The sequence below is a fragment of the Pantoea sp. AN62 genome (assembly GCF_050432985.1).
GTDB classification, from domain to species: domain Bacteria; phylum Pseudomonadota; class Gammaproteobacteria; order Enterobacterales; family Enterobacteriaceae; genus Pantoea; species Pantoea brenneri.
On the sequence record NZ_JBNPYB010000031.1, the window covers coordinates 1 to 14,316 of the forward strand.

At 50.8% G+C, this 14,316-nt stretch carries 12 protein-coding genes and 1 pseudogene; 5 read left to right on the top strand and 8 right to left on the bottom strand.

Annotation, left to right across the window (positions count from 1 at the left end):
• Positions 1–277 precede the first annotated feature (277 nt).
• A complete protein-coding gene (locus FHW04_RS22975; RefSeq protein WP_004118669.1) occupies positions 278–1,015 on the top strand; it encodes a peptidoglycan DD-metalloendopeptidase family protein in 738 nt (245 codons plus the stop codon).
• Positions 1,016–1,048: 33 nt separating this feature from the next.
• Here FHW04_RS22975 and FHW04_RS22980 read toward each other — a convergent pair whose 3' ends face one another.
• The 7 genes from FHW04_RS22980 to silC all read right to left on the bottom strand — a co-directional run bounded on the left by FHW04_RS22980 (position 1,049) and on the right by silC (position 10,713).
• Complete coding sequence (locus tag FHW04_RS22980; protein WP_000843497.1) at positions 1,049–1,246, bottom strand: DUF2933 domain-containing protein; 198 nt, start codon at positions 1,244–1,246, stop codon at positions 1,049–1,051.
• 40 nt (positions 1,247–1,286) lie between these two features.
• Positions 1,287–3,758: an Ag(+)-translocating P-type ATPase SilP gene (silP, locus tag FHW04_RS22985; RefSeq protein WP_128088304.1), complete on the bottom strand. Its 2,472-nt coding sequence runs from the start codon at positions 3,756–3,758 to the stop codon at positions 1,287–1,289.
• Positions 3,759–3,855: 97 nt separating this feature from the next.
• Positions 3,856–4,296, bottom strand: a complete 441-nt coding sequence (locus FHW04_RS22990; protein WP_002436620.1) for a DUF411 domain-containing protein — start codon at positions 4,294–4,296, stop codon at positions 3,856–3,858.
• 86 nt (positions 4,297–4,382) lie between these two features.
• Positions 4,383–7,529 carry a Cu(+)/Ag(+) efflux RND transporter permease subunit SilA gene (silA, locus tag FHW04_RS22995; RefSeq protein WP_089562582.1) on the bottom strand — a complete coding sequence of 1,049 codons (3,147 nt, stop codon included), beginning with the start codon at positions 7,527–7,529 and terminating at the stop codon, positions 4,383–4,385.
• A 10-nt stretch (positions 7,530–7,539) separates the two neighbouring features.
• Entirely contained in the window at positions 7,540–8,832 is a 1,293-nt protein-coding gene (gene silB, locus FHW04_RS23000) for a Cu(+)/Ag(+) efflux RND transporter periplasmic adaptor subunit SilB (protein WP_001485328.1), read from the bottom strand.
• Between the two features lie 113 nt (positions 8,833–8,945).
• Positions 8,946–9,299: a cation efflux system protein CusF gene (gene cusF, locus FHW04_RS23005; protein WP_001246153.1), complete on the bottom strand. Its 354-nt coding sequence runs from the start codon at positions 9,297–9,299 to the stop codon at positions 8,946–8,948.
• Between the two features lie 28 nt (positions 9,300–9,327).
• A complete protein-coding gene (gene silC, locus FHW04_RS23010) occupies positions 9,328–10,713 on the bottom strand; it encodes a Cu(+)/Ag(+) efflux RND transporter outer membrane channel SilC (protein ID WP_000475503.1) in 1,386 nt (461 codons plus the stop codon).
• 189 nt (positions 10,714–10,902) lie between these two features.
• Here silC and silR point away from each other — a divergent pair, with 189 nt between their 5' ends.
• The 4 genes and pseudogenes from silR to FHW04_RS23030 form a co-directional block, all read left to right on the top strand.
• The gene (gene silR, locus FHW04_RS23015) at positions 10,903–11,583 is read left to right on the top strand and encodes a copper/silver response regulator transcription factor SilR (protein ID WP_000697968.1); all 681 of its coding nucleotides are present in this window, start codon (positions 10,903–10,905) and stop codon (positions 11,581–11,583) included.
• Positions 11,576–13,051 carry a copper/silver sensor histidine kinase SilS gene (silS, locus tag FHW04_RS23020; protein ID WP_089562581.1) on the top strand — a complete coding sequence of 492 codons (1,476 nt, stop codon included), beginning with the start codon at positions 11,576–11,578 and terminating at the stop codon, positions 13,049–13,051. The genes silR and silS overlap by 8 nt, the downstream gene beginning before the upstream one ends.
• Positions 13,052–13,301: 250 nt before the next feature.
• Positions 13,302–13,733 carry a silver-binding protein SilE gene (gene silE, locus FHW04_RS23025; RefSeq protein WP_000790483.1) on the top strand — a complete coding sequence of 144 codons (432 nt, stop codon included), beginning with the start codon at positions 13,302–13,304 and terminating at the stop codon, positions 13,731–13,733.
• A gap of 143 nt (positions 13,734–13,876) precedes the next feature.
• Positions 13,877–14,092: pseudogene (locus FHW04_RS23030) on the top strand (CopM family metallochaperone); the annotation flags it as partial.
• A 14-nt stretch (positions 14,093–14,106) separates the two neighbouring features.
• Here the strand turns inward: FHW04_RS23030 and FHW04_RS23035 are convergent.
• Positions 14,107–14,316: IS3 family transposase (locus FHW04_RS23035; protein WP_227022005.1), on the bottom strand; the 210-nt coding region annotated here is incomplete at its 5' end.

Consider the following 14,316-nt stretch of genomic DNA (forward strand, 5'->3'; position numbering starts at 1 on the left):
ACGAAAGCAGGTATACCTGAAAGCGTGCGTATTGCCTGAAAACACAACCCGCTACGGGGGAGACTTACCCGAAATCTGATTTATTCAACAAAGCCCCGTTAATCATCACCGTCGGGCTGGTCATACAGTTCCCAGAGCTTCAGGAGCAAACGGGAAACAAGATATGTTACAAAAATGACGACCATCAACGGTGCTCCCGATTAACTGACAGATGACACGCCTCCTGAAAACCCCTAGCATACGCCGCAGTGTTCATTCTAACGGCGAATTCCAGTAAATGTATTCTACAGATGTCGTAAAAGAAAATGCCTACCTTTCAGCCACCCGCTCGGGGCTGGAATCGAACGAGATCGCTACTCTTCAGCGCTCCTTGCCTTCCCGGTTTAATCTGCGGCATTTGAAAAAAAATGAATCATTAAAACTCGTACTGCAAAAGAAAGCGGGAAAATCACGTGTCGTGGCCTATAAATTTACGTCCGGTTCATTTAATTACACGGCGTATCGTATATCAGATAAAAAGTTCTATAACCTTTCCGATACTTCCGGGAAAGGCAGTCTCGATTATCCGTTACCGGCCACAGCAAGACTCAGTTCGCCTTTCAATCCTGCAAGACTTAACCCGGTATCGGGAAAAGTGAGTCCCCATAATGGCATTGATTATTCCATGCCCATGAACACGAAAATAGTCAGCGTCATCGACGGAAAAATCACCCGGGCCGAATACAACAGTACCATGGGATATTTTGTTGAAGTAACGGGAAAAGCCGGTGTTAAAACTCGCTATCTCCACCTCAATAAAATACTCGTTACTAAAGGGGCCAGGGTTACCCGGGGAGACGCTATTGCGTTATCCGGTAACAGCGGACGTTCATCCGGTCCTCATCTGCATTACGAGCTGGTCATCAATAACAATCCTGTTAACTCACTGGCGTTCCGGGCAGCGGCACCCGCTGATAACAAACTTGAACAGCATGCCTTTGCGCATGCCAGAGACTACGAACGATACCTGGACTGATAACGGGGCCGCGACGCGGCCCCGTCTGCCGGATTAATTTTTTTTATCGTTTTCACTTCCTTGATGTTGATGATCTCCATGCCCTCCGTGGCCGTGGAAAAGATGCATTAGCGGGCAGACCAGCAATAACAGATATGGCCAGTAACCTGCCACATGTGACCAGTGTTCGCGCAGGAGGGCAAATGCCGCGATCGCGGCGACAGCAATAAGCGCATAGGTGGTACTTTTCATACTGGACTCCTTCTGTTCGTAACAGCCCCTTCACTCAGTGTTATTTCCCGAGCCTGACACTTTTCAGACGCAACGCATTCACAATGACGCTGACGGAGGAAAGAGCCATGGCCGCCGCCGCAATAACTGGCGACAGCAGTATTCCATACACAGGATAAAGCAGACCTGCAGCCACAGGCACGCCAAGTGCGTTGTAGATAAATGCAAAAAACAGATTCTGTCGGATATTTTTCATGGTGATTTCTGACAGATGACGGGCCCTGTTCAGTATCATCAAGTCGCCTTTGAGAAGGGTGACTCCGGCACTTTCAATTGCCACATCTGTACCCGTTCCCATGGCTATACCCACGTCAGCCGCTGCCAGCGCCGGGGCATCATTCACACCGTCTCCGGCCATCGCAACCACATGGCCAGACGCTTTCAGTCGGGTTATCACTGCTTTTTTGCCATCCGGCAGAATCCCGGCTTCAACCTCATCTATTCCCAGTTTCCGTGCGACTGCTTCAGCGGTAAGCTGGTTATCCCCGGTGAGCATAACGATGCGGATCCCCGCCTGACGCAAAGCTTTAAGCGCATCCGGCGTGGTTGCTTTCACGGGATCCGAGATAGCTATCAGGCCTGCAAGGTGCCCGTCTGTGGCCACATAGATAACGGTAGCGCCTTCCATCCGCAACGTATCCGCAACGGCCTTTTGATTATCAATAACGATACTGTTTTCCTGCATAGCCAGTTCATTACCAATAACAACCCGTTGACCTTCGACATCGCCTGAGACACCTTTACCCGACGGCGCATTGAAATGAGTGACTGCGGGTATTGCGATCCCCTTTTCCTGTGCTGCTTTAACTACTGCCATACCCAGCGGATGCTGCGAGCCTTTTTCCACTGCGGCCGTTACACGCAAAAGAGATGTTTCCCCACCCGGATTGAGACTGATAATCCCTGTCACCGTCGGCGAACCTTCCGTGAGCGTGCCTGTTTTGTCGACAACCAGCGTGTCCACTTTTTCAAGACGCTCAAGGGCTTCGGCATTCTTGATTAACACCCCGGCCTGGGCTCCTTTGCCCACCCCCACCATTATCGACATCGGCGTGGCCAGCCCCAGCGCGCAGGGACAGGCAATAATCAGGACCGACACAGCCGCAATGAGACCGTGCGCCATCCTGGGCTCGGGCCCCCAGACAGACCAGATCATGAAAGCAACAACCGCGATAAGTATCACCAGAGGAACAAACCAGCCTGAAACGCTGTCAGCCATTCTCTGGATGGGGGCCCGCGAACGCTGTGCATCAGCGACCATCTGAACAATTCGTGAGAGCATCGTTTCATCACCGACTTTCTCTGCACGGATGATAAGACTACCTGTCTGATTAATGGTCCCCCCGATGACAGGGTCACCCTCCGTTTTGGTAACAGGCATAGATTCCCCGGTCACCATCGATTCATCAACGGTTGTTTTGCCTTCGACCACGATACCGTCGACCGGAATACTCTCTCCAGGTCTGATGCGGAGCTTATCGCCAGGCAGGACATCTTCCGCATTAATATCCGTTTCATGACCGTCTTGATCCAGCCGCCTGGCGGTTTTGGGGGCAAGGTTAAGAAGCGCAGTAATGGCACCTGAGGTTTGTTCCCTTGCCCGCAATTCAAGGACCTGTCCCAGCAGAACAAGCACCGTAATAACAGCTGCGGCTTCAAAATAAATGGCCACCAGGCCATCCATGTTTCTGAACGATGCAGGAAACCAGGAGGGGAAGACGGTTGCAATGACGCTGTAAACCCAGGCTACGCCGGTCCCCATTGCAACAAGGGTAAACATATTCAGGGAGCGGTTACGTAACGACATTCCGGCCCGGGCGAAGAATGGCCAGCCACACCACAAAACGACAGGAGAGGCCAGAAGTAACTGCAGCCATGTGTTGTACTGTGGCGGTACTGTATTCCTCAAAGCGGGAAACAGATGAGAACCCATTTCGAGTATCAGAACCGGAAACGCCAGCAACAACCCCAGCCAGAAGCGTCTTGTCATGTCGCGAAGTTCATCACTCGTCCCCGTGGATGCCGTAGCTACGAGCGGCTCCAGTGCCATTCCACAGACAGGACAGCTTCCGGGACCACTACGGCGTATCTCCGGATGCATCGGACATGTCCACACACCTTCAGAAATCTCTTTCTCCGCCTGGCGGTGAGACTGTTTTATCTTATCAGGGCTGACTTCATGGTGGTCGTGGTGATGGTGATGTTCACTGGCATCTTCGGTAAAATAATGATCGGGATGGGCTTTAAATTTGCTCTCACAGCTGGCGGAGCAGAAATAAAGCTGATGGTCCTGGTATCGAATGCTGCTGTGCGCCTTGTCAGGCAGGATGACCATCCCGCACACGGGATCTCTCACCTTATGCAATGCGTGACTCTCGTCCGGGGATGATGTCTGCTCAGAAGCAGTCTGGTTGTTATGTTCCACTACATTGTCATTTTTCACAGTAACTCTCCTTATGCATATCTGAAGCATTTTCTGTCTTCAGGATATGTCATGGATGCGATTACCACGAATGCCGCCGGCATAAGAGTGCCTGCTGCCGGCGTCCCGTTATCAGCCGTTCCGCTGACTATTCGATTCGCTGGAAGACTTTTTTACTGCCCTCCGGTGAGAATGCGATAACATCGTAAGCCTCTTTTCGGGCCCCCATCTCCATTCCCGGACTTCCTGCTGGCATACCGGGGGTGGCGAGACCGTATATACCCGAACCAGACTGCATGGCCTTATGTATCGTTGCCGCAGGCACATGGCCTTCAATGATCAAATTACCTACAACCGCGGTATGACAACTTCGTAGTCCAGCAGGAACAGCATGCTTTTCTTTCAGGGCTGACAGCGCCTGATCATTCATGACGTGAGTTCGCACTTCGAACCCGTCTTTTTCCATCGCTTTGCCCCACAGGGAACAACAGCCACAGTTTTCAGATTTGTACATATCAATGACTTTTTCACTCGCCATTGCAGGCAGTGACAGGCCGAGAGCCAGGGCCATTAGAACCACTTTTTTCATACTCACCTCTGTATATTATCGATATAAACCCTGACGTCAGGGTGAATCAGTGCAGAAGGACGCCCACTGGGGGCGCCCTTTCAGGGTTATGACACGCTTTTTTTATGTCTGCGCAGCCAGATTAATTTGTAGGCGGCAGGAATAATGAACAGGGACAGCAGCGGAGCCGTGATCATCCCACCAATCATTGGCGCAGCAATACGGCTCATGACTTCTGAACCTGCGCCGGTTCCCCAGAGTATTGGCAGCAGACCCGCAATGATCACCGCCACGGTCATGGCTTTCGGCCGGACACGCAGTACGGCACCATGATAGAGGGCTTCATCAAGACCTTCCGGTGTGAACGTCTCTTTACGGGACAATTCCGGGTGCGCTTCAATGGCATGACGCAGATACATCAGCATGACCACGCCAAACTCTGCTGCCACCCCGGCCAGGGCGATAAACCCGGTTCCGGTCGCCACTGACATATGGAAGCCCTGCCAGTACAGGAACCATATTCCGCCAACCAGGGCGAACGGCAGGCTCATCAGGATCAGCAGGGCTTCGTCAACCCGGCGGAATGCCAGATACAACAGGATGAAAATGATCATCACCGTTATCGGCACCATCAGCTTCAGTTTCTTGTTGGCATGCTCAAGCAGTTCAAACTGTCCGGAGAATGCCACACTGGTTCCCGGTCTCAGTTTCACTTTCTCGCTGATGGCCGTCTTAATGTCGTTAACCACCGACACCATGTCCCTGCCGCGGGCATCAACATAAATCCAGCTGGCTGGCCGGGCATTTTCGGTTTTCAGCATGGTTGGTCCAGAAACGACGTTAATATCCGCGACATCGCCCAGCGTGATCTGCTGCTTCATCGGGGTCAGGATCGGCATCTGTTTCAGCGCCTGCGGACTGTTCCGGTAATCCTGCGGGTAGCGAATGTTAATAGGGTACCGGGCCACCCCTTCAACCGTCTCACCCACCATAGCACCTCCGATTGCTGAAGAGACGAACAGCTGGACATCACCTACCGTCATCCCGTAGCGGGAGGCTTTCTCCCGGTTGATATCGATATCGATGTAGCGCCCGCCCTCAAGTCGCTCAGCCAGGACAGACACCACGCCAGGCACGGTTTTGGCTACCGCCTCGATACTCTGCGCCGTCGCGTCGATATCGGACAGAACAGTCCCGGACACTTTGATACCTATCGGGCTTTTGATCCCGGTTGAGAGCATATCAATACGGTTACGGATAGGCGGCACCCAGAGGTTTGCCAGACCCGGTAAACGGACTGTCCTGTCGAGTTCATCAATAATCTTGTCAATTGTCATGCCGGGACGCCACTGATCCTCAGGTTTGAGCTGGATCGTGGTTTCCATCATTTCGAGCGGCGCGGAATCCGTTGCGGTCTCTGCTTTACCGGTCTTGCCAAATACAGAAGCCACTTCAGGAACGCTTTTGATTAACTTGTCTGTTGTCTGCAGGAGCGCTGCAGCTTCTGCCGGAGAGACGCCAGGCAAGGTCGACGGCATATACAGCAGATCGCCCTCGTTAATCTTCGGCAGAAATTCACCGCCCACCTGACTCAGTGGCCAGATAACCGTGAAAATGGACAAGGCCGCAACCAGCAGGGTTGTTTTTGGCCAGTGGAGGACCCGCAGCAGCAAAGGATGATACGCTTTGATCAGCACCCGGTTCAGGGGGTTACTTGTCTCGGCAGGAATTTTCCCCCGGATCCAGAATCCCATCAGAATAGGAATGACGATGATGGCCAGTGCGGCCGCTCCCGCCATGGAGTACGTTTTCGTGAATGCCAGCGGGCCAAACAGACGACCTTCCTGCCCTTCCAGGGTAAAGATAGGAATAAAGGACAGGGTGATGATCAGCAGGCTAATGAACAACGCGGGTCCCACTTCCACGGAGGCGTCGGTAATCACCTTCCAGCGGGTGGCGTTGTCAATCTGCTCACCCGGATGCTGATGATCCCACTCCTCAAGCCGTTTGTGCGCATTTTCAATCATCACAATGGCGGCATCCACCATCGCACCGACGGCAATCGCTATCCCTCCCAGCGACATGATATTGGCGTTCAGTCCCTGGAAGTGCATGACGATAAAGGCGATACACAGGCCAAGCGGCAGAGAGATAATCGCCACCAGGGCAGAACGTACGTGCCACAGGAACAGAGCACAGACGATGGCCACCACGATAAACTCTTCCAGAAGTTTGGAACTGAGGTTATCAATCGCCCGGTCGATTAACTGGCTGCGATCGTAGGTGGTCACGATTTCAACGCCTTCCGGCAGGCTGGCCTTCAGCGTCTCCAGTTTATCCCTCACTGCCGTGATAACGTCGCGCGCATTTTTACCCGACCGCAGGATCACCACGCCGCCAGCGACTTCTCCCTGGCCGTTCAGCTCGGCAATACCACGCCTCATTTCGGGCCCGGTCTGCACGCGGGCAACATCCCGCAGATAAACCGGCACGCCGTTCTCACCTGTTTTCAGGACGATGTTATTAAAATCATCAATGCTCTGAAGATAACCGCTGGCACGGACCATATACTCCGCTTCGGCCATTTCAACGGATGAGCCACCGGCCTCCTGGTTAGACGATTCAAGTGCCTGTTTCACTTCGGGCAGGCTGATACCGTACTGGGACAGTTTTACCGGATTGACCTGAATCTGGTACTGTTTCACCACGCCGCCAACCGAAGCGACCTCAGCCACGTTCGGGATGGTTTTCAGCTCAAATTTCAGGAACCAGTCCTGCAGAGAGCGCAGTTCTGAAAGGTCGTGTTTTCCGTTGCGATCGACAAGGGCATATTCAAATATCCAGCCCACTCCCGTGGCGTCCGGGCCGATTTCAGAGCTCACACCCGCAGGCAGTTTGCCCTGAACCTGATTCAGGTATTCCAGCACGCGCGAACGGGCCCAGTACAGATCGGTGCCGTCTTCAAAAATGACATACACATACGAATCACCGAACTGTGAAAAGCCACGCACGGTTTTTGCGCCAGGTACGGACAGCATGGTGGTGGTAAGCGGATAGGTGACCTGGTTTTCTACAATCTGCGGGGCCTGTCCGGGATAGCTGGTTTTAATAATGACCTGCACATCTGACAGGTCAGGCAGCGCATCGACCGGCGTGTTAATTATCGTCCATGTGCCCCAGATGCTGAGAAACAGTGCGCCCATCATGACCAGGAAACGGTTGGCGACAGAGCGCCGGATAATCCATTCAATCATCGTCGTCTCCTCAGTGCCCTGAATGCATATTTACAGGCTGCTCAGACATTGCTGGCATACTGTTTTCTGTTTTTTCAGGGTGGCGCATACGTTCCAGCGCGCCCGTAATATTGGCTTCGGAGTCAATGAGGAACAGGCCACTGACCACCACGGTATCGCCTTCATTCAGGCCGGAGCCAATGCCGGACTGTTGCTGTGATTCATGCAGAACGTGGATCTGTTTCGGCACAAACTTGCCTTCATCATCAACAGTAATCACGCGCTGTTCTTTGCCGGTATCGATAACGGCCTGGCTTGGTATCAGCAGCATCTCCTGGCTCTTGGTATTCAGTTTCAGATAGGCGTTCATGCCCGGCTTGAGAAACTCATCCTTATTAGAAACCTGGAGACGGACCTGAAGCGTACGGGTTGTCTGATCCACGCTGGGAAGAATGTTCCATTTTTCGACATGGAATGTTTTATCCGGATAAGCCGGTACCGAAATTTCAAACTGCGACGTATCTTTCAGCAGATATGCGATAGATTCTGGCACTGCAGCGCTGATCCAGACCGGGTCCATCCCCTGAATCTGAGCCACTACTTTATCTTTCGAAATATTCATTCCGGTGCGCAGGTCAAACGCAGTAATGACACCATCAATAGGTGCTTTAATGGTAAAACGGGTCTGGATTGTGCGGGTTGAACGCAGCCTTTGAATATCCTCTTCCGGCATACCAGCTAGACGAAGTCGCTCCAGAACCCCTTTTATCTGGGTTGACGTACCGCCTGTACCGGATAACAGCAGGAACTCACTTTGTGCCTCAACCCATTCAGGAATGGTGATATCGATAAGCGGAGTGCCTTTCTTCACATGATCGCCAATCGTCAGGGGATACACTTTTTCGACGAAACCGTCAGAGCGCGCCTGCACAATGACAAACTGATACTCGTTGTAACTGACATTAGCCGGGATTGTCTGAGAATAATTCAGCATTCCTCGCGTGACTTTTTGCGTTTTTAATCCCAGATTCTGAACCTGCGTTGGATCGATACGGATCCCGCCACTGCTTTTATCGCCGCTTTCATCAGCATATTTTGGCACCAGGTCCATATCCATAAAGGGAGATTTTCCGGGTTTATCAAATTTGGTATCCGGTTTCATCGGGTCATACCAGAAAAGTACCTTTCGCTCCGGTGCCTTTTGTTCGGTTTGTACTGTTTTTTGTGATGAGTTTACATACTGCCAGGCAGTAACCGATATCAGCCCTCCTGCTATGAGGCTGCTGATAATTATTGCAGCATATTTTATCTTTAAAGAAGCCATACAATTTCTCGCTGAAAAATCAAAACACCTGGCATATGCGCCCGATCATTCATTCACAGTAATCCCTTAATGAATGTTCAGGCGCACTGGATGTATTCGCTCCGGACTGATAATCAGGATTGCGTAACGTTAATGCTTTTGAGTAAGGAGATATTGCCCTGCTGAATAAACGAGAAATCGACATGGTTGCCGGTTTTCAGGGCATTGATAGCGTCGTCTGCATTAACAAAAGTGAAGCGCATGGTCATTGCAGGCCAGCCCACAGCAGGGATTGCTTCGTGCGAAATGGTAATCTTTTTACTATTCATATCAATGTCTTTAACGACACCGGTGCCCTTGATAACCTGCTGTACCGAAGCATCACTGGCAGCATTCATATCGCCATGCTGATGTGTTTCAGCATGAAGACCGGCAGAAAACATGACAGAGAAGGCACCAAATAAAACGGCTTTAAGTGAATTACGCATTTTTAATTTCCTGATTAATTAAATAAATTTACTCTACCCAACCGCCACCCAGCGCGGTAAACAGATTAATTTCGTTAACCTGTCGGGAATAGGTAAGATCGAGAATGGTTTGCTGCGTAGCGAAGAGGGAACGTTCTGCATCCAGCACTTCGATGTAACTGACAGCACCACTTGCATATAATCCTCTGGCACGCTGGAGAGTTATCTGAAGTGAATCAAGATAACGCTGCTGTGACTCAAGTTGCTGGCTAAGGCTGTCGCGCAGCGCAAGCGTGTCGGAAACATCCTTAAAGGCTGACTGAATTTTTTGTTCGTAATTAACCACCGATTGTTGCTGGCGAATTTCAGCCAGCTTCAGATTGGCTTTATTCCTGCCAGCATTAAAAATAGGAATTTCAATTTTAGGGATAAAATTCCACATTCCACTTCCTGACGTAAACAGGCTTGACAGCTCCGTACTGCTTGCGGAAAGACCACTGGTCAGGGTAATGGAGGGGAAAAAGGCCGCTCGCGCTGCGCCAATATTGGCATCAGCCGCTTTCAGCTGATATTCCGCTTCCATAATATCCGGTCGCTGCAGCAAAATTTGTGAAGATAGATTTGGTGGCAATTTTACTGGTGCGATCTCCCCGCCTTTCATCCCTTTTTCTGACGGAAGTGCGCGGTACGTTCCCAGCACCAGTTGCAGGGCATTGTTTGCCTGAGCCAGATCGCCTTCTCGTTTGGCTATTTCGGCGCGGGTACTTTCGATTTGTCCTCTCGCCTGTTCAAGTGCCAGAACGTTCGTACTCCCGGTCACGAGCTGTTGCTCAACGAAAGCATAGGACTGTTCATAATTTTTCAGCGTTTCCCGCGCAATACGGAGTTGTTCGTACGCCAGTTGCTGGCTGAAATAGCTCTGTGAAACGTTGGAGACCAGCAGGATGTGTACGGCCCGACGGGCTTCTTCGCTGGCAAAGTAGTTCTGGCGGTCAGCATCACTCATGTTCTTAAGTTTGCCGAAAAAATCGAGCTCATAGCTGAGCTCCAGTCTCGCGTCGTACTCCTGTGTGGTCGGCTTGTCACCTTTCAGACCACCGCTGTATGTTATCCCGGATGAGGCATTCAGCTGGGGATAACGATCTGCATCCGTGACGTTGAACTGGGCTCGGGCCTCTTCAACCTTCAGGGCAGCCATTCTCAAATCACGGTTATTAGTCAGAGCTTCACCGATCAACCGGGTAACCTGGGGATCGACAAAAAAGTTACGCCAGCCCGTATCCTGATAGCCATTTACCGCTGGCGTCAGGCTGTTATGGGACAGTGAAAACTGCTGGGGTACCGGTGCTGCGGGCCGCTGATATTCAGGCGCAAGCGACACGCAGCCTGCCAGGATGAATATCGTGCTAATGCTGAGTAATTTTAATTTGAACATAACGCTTCTCGTCCAGGCAGACCTGGTAAATGGTTCAAATGAAGTCCAGAGTATTGATAGGGGTACTTTACCTAACGCTCTCTGTTTGCCGAGTGACAGGATAATGACAATGTTGTCATTTTTGCTGTAATCCGTTGATAACGATCGTGGGCGCAATAGAATGACATTAGCAGCCAGCCGGGGAGCAAGATGAAAATATTGATCGTCGAAGACGAAATTAAAACAGGTGAATATCTCAGCAAAGGGCTTACAGAGGCAGGGTTCGTAGTGGATCACGCTGATAATGGTCTTACCGGATATCATCTCGCCATGACAGCCGAGTATGATTTAGTCATTCTGGATATCATGCTACCTGATGTGAACGGCTGGGATATCATCCGCATGCTGCGCACTGCCGGAAAGGGTATGCCGGTCTTACTGCTGACAGCCCTCGGCACGATCGAACATAGGGTCAAAGGACTGGAACTGGGTGCGGACGATTATCTGGTTAAACCCTTTGCGTTTGCCGAACTGCTCGCCCGGGTGAGAACCCTTCTGAGGCGGGGAAACACGATGATCACGGAAAGCCAGTTTAAGGTGGCTGACCTCTCGATTGATCTCGTATCCAGAAAAGTCAGTCGCGCCGGAAACCGCATTGTGCTCACCAGTAAAGAGTTCAGCCTGCTGGAATTCTTCATTCGCCATCAGGGAGAGGTTCTTCCCCGCTCCCTGATTGCCTCTCAGGTCTGGGACATGAATTTTGACAGCGACACTAATGCGATCGATGTCGCAGTAAAGCGACTCCGCGCTAAAATAGACAACGATTACGAGACAAAGCTGATCCAGACAGTCCGGGGCGTGGGCTACATGCTGGAGGTCCCGGATGCATAGCAAACCTTCCAGACGCCCTTTCTCACTCGCTCTGCGGCTGACCTTTTTTATCAGCCTGTCCACGATACTGGCTTTTATCGCCTTCACCTGGTTTATGCTGCATTCTGTTGAAAATCATTTTGCCGAGCAGGATGTCAGCGATCTTCAACAAATCAGCACCACACTGAACCGTATACTGCAGTCCCCGGTGGATCCGGATGATAAAAAAATAAGCAAAATAAAGGAATCAATTGCCAGCTACCGCAACGTTGCCCTTTTGCTCCTCAATCCCAGGGGTGAAGTGCTCTTTAGCTCAGCTCAGGGGGCGGCACTACGCCCGGCAGTGAATTCAGCAGATTTTAGCGAGCACAGCCGCGCACGGGATGTCTTTCTCTGGACGGTGGAGGATCCTGCGGGACCGATGGATACCGGGTCCGAAATGAAGATGGAAACATACAGGATTATCGCCTCCTCTGGTCAGGCGATATTTCAGGGCAAACAGCAGAACTATGTCATGCTGACTGGCCTATCCATTAATTTCCATCTCCATTACCTCGATGCGCTGAAAAAGAACCTGATTGCGATTGCCGTCGTGATAAGCCTGTTGATTGTTCTGATCATTCGAATCGCTGTCCGTCAGGGGCACCTGCCCCTTCGTAATGTCAGCAATGCCATTAAAAACATCACCTCCGAGAATCTTGATGCGCGACTGGAACCGACACGCGTTCCCATTGAGCTGGAGCAACTGGTTATCTCGTTCAATCATATGATTGGAAAGATTGAGGATGTCTTTACCCGCCAGGCCAATTTCTCTGCCGATATCGCGCATGAGATCAGAACGCCCATCACCAATCTGGTGACGCAGACTGAAATCGCACTGAGTCAGGATCGAACACAGAGGGAACTTGAGGATGTCCTCTATTCCAGTCTTGAAGAGTATAACCGGATGACCAAAATGGTCAGCGATATGCTGTTCCTGGCACAGGCAGATAATAATCAGCTGATACCTGACAGGGTCATGTTTGACCTCAGAGCGGAAGTCATGAAAGTCTTCGAGTTTTTCGAAGCCTGGGCCGAAGAACGCAATATCACGCTCAAATTTAACGGGATGCCCTGTCTGGTCGAGGGAGATCCACAAATGTTCAGAAGAGCGATCAATAATCTGTTATCCAATGCCCTGCGTTATACCCCTGAGGGACAGGCAATCACCGTCTCAATAAGAAAACAGGGGAGCTTTTTTGACCTTGTGATTGAAAATCCGGGGAAACCAATCCCTGAAGAGCATTTATCAAGGCTGTTTGACCGTTTTTATCGGGTGGATCCGTCCAGACAACGAAAAGGAGAAGGCAGCGGCATCGGCCTTGCGATTGTGAAGTCAATCGTGGAAGCACATCACGGAAGAGTGCAGGTGGAATCAGACGTACGCTCCACGCGTTTTATCTTATCCGTGCCCAGACTGGAGAAAATGATCCCGGAAACCCAATGCTGAAAATAAAGATGTAAATGACAAAGATGTCATTAGCCTGTCATGCAGCAAACAGAAGCCATTCGATATAATTAGTGCAACTTATCAGGAAGGCTGGATTGCTTCATCAATACCCGGCGTCAGAGTACGCCAGGAAATGAATATCCAGCCCTCTTCCGGAGAAATAAACGCTGCCGAACTTGTTTCAGTTATGGAACTGAAAACACCGGTTGTACTTCCCCGGACATCACTAATTCAGAAATGGAGAGTTATCATGAAAAATATCGTATTAGCATCTTTGCTGGGCTTTGGTTTAATTTCATCGGCCTGGGCCACTGAAACCGTGAATATCCATGATCGCGTCAACAATGCACAGGCTCCTGCTCACCAGATGCAGTCTGCTGCGGCTCCTGTCGGGATCCAGGGGACTGCTCCTCGTATGACCGGTATGGACCAGCATGAACAGGCCATTATTGCTCATGAAACCATGACGAACGGCTCGGCGGATGCGCACCAGAAAATGGTGGAAAGTCATCAGAAGATGATGGGAAATAACACGGTATCCACGACCGTCCCGTCAACGTCTTACGCGGCGATGAATGAGCATGAAAGAGCAGCGGTTGCCCATGAATTCATGAATAACGGGCAATCCGGCCCACATCAGGCCATGGCCGAAGCGCACCGCCGCATGATCAATGCAGGCTGAATGCGACGGTAGTATCCGTGCTGTTACCTTTTCCCTGATAGATTTTCCTGAAACAACGTTGCTACATTTTTGCCCCCCGTCAGGGGGCTTTTTTGTCTGACTCAGCTACACTTAACCGGTACCTGTCTGAAAGGAATTATTATATGAAAATCAAAAACACCCTTTTTGTAATATTAATGTTATCCCTGCCAGCCATTTCTGCTGAACATTCTGAAATGAACATGTCAGATATGACCTCATCAGCATCGTCACAGGAATACATGGCGGGGATGAAAGATATGCATGACAAAATGATGGCCGCCGTTAATGAGCCAGATCCCGACAAGGCCTTTGCAAAAGGCATGGTTGCACACCATGAATCGCCACGGATAATCTAGACACTTCCTAGCCGTTGATAATACTGGTTTTCATATTCTGTCGGTGACATCTGATCGCTGGAACCATGCCGACGCTTACTGTTATAAAACATTTCGATGTAATCAAAAATAGGCTTTGTTGAATAAATAAGATTTCTTGCGAACGACCCTGTAGCTGGCTGGATTTTCAAGCAATACGCACGCTTTCTGGCATCCCAGCCTTTGTC

Excerpts from the sequence above, each read along its gene's own strand:
- silA (WP_089562582.1), bottom strand. The coding sequence starts at position 7,529 with ATGATTGAATGGATTATCCGGCGCTCTGTCGCCAACCGTTTCCTGGTC.
- silR (WP_000697968.1), top strand. The coding sequence starts at position 10,903 with ATGAAAATATTGATCGTCGAAGACGAAATTAAAACAGGTGAATATCTC.
- silS (WP_089562581.1), top strand. The coding sequence starts at position 11,576 with ATGCATAGCAAACCTTCCAGACGCCCTTTCTCACTCGCTCTGCGGCTG.
- silE (WP_000790483.1), top strand. The coding sequence starts at position 13,302 with ATGAAAAATATCGTATTAGCATCTTTGCTGGGCTTTGGTTTAATTTCA.
- silP (WP_128088304.1), bottom strand. The coding sequence starts at position 3,758 with ATGCTTCAGATATGCATAAGGAGAGTTACTGTGAAAAATGACAATGTA.
- cusF (WP_001246153.1), bottom strand. The coding sequence starts at position 9,299 with ATGCGTAATTCACTTAAAGCCGTTTTATTTGGTGCCTTCTCTGTCATG.
- FHW04_RS22980 (WP_000843497.1), bottom strand. The coding sequence starts at position 1,246 with ATGAAAAGTACCACCTATGCGCTTATTGCTGTCGCCGCGATCGCGGCA.
- FHW04_RS22990 (WP_002436620.1), bottom strand. The coding sequence starts at position 4,296 with ATGAAAAAAGTGGTTCTAATGGCCCTGGCTCTCGGCCTGTCACTGCCT.
- silB (WP_001485328.1), bottom strand. The coding sequence starts at position 8,832 with ATGGCTTCTTTAAAGATAAAATATGCTGCAATAATTATCAGCAGCCTC.
- FHW04_RS22975 (WP_004118669.1), top strand. The coding sequence starts at position 278 with ATGTATTCTACAGATGTCGTAAAAGAAAATGCCTACCTTTCAGCCACC.
- silC (WP_000475503.1), bottom strand. The coding sequence starts at position 10,713 with ATGTTCAAATTAAAATTACTCAGCATTAGCACGATATTCATCCTGGCA.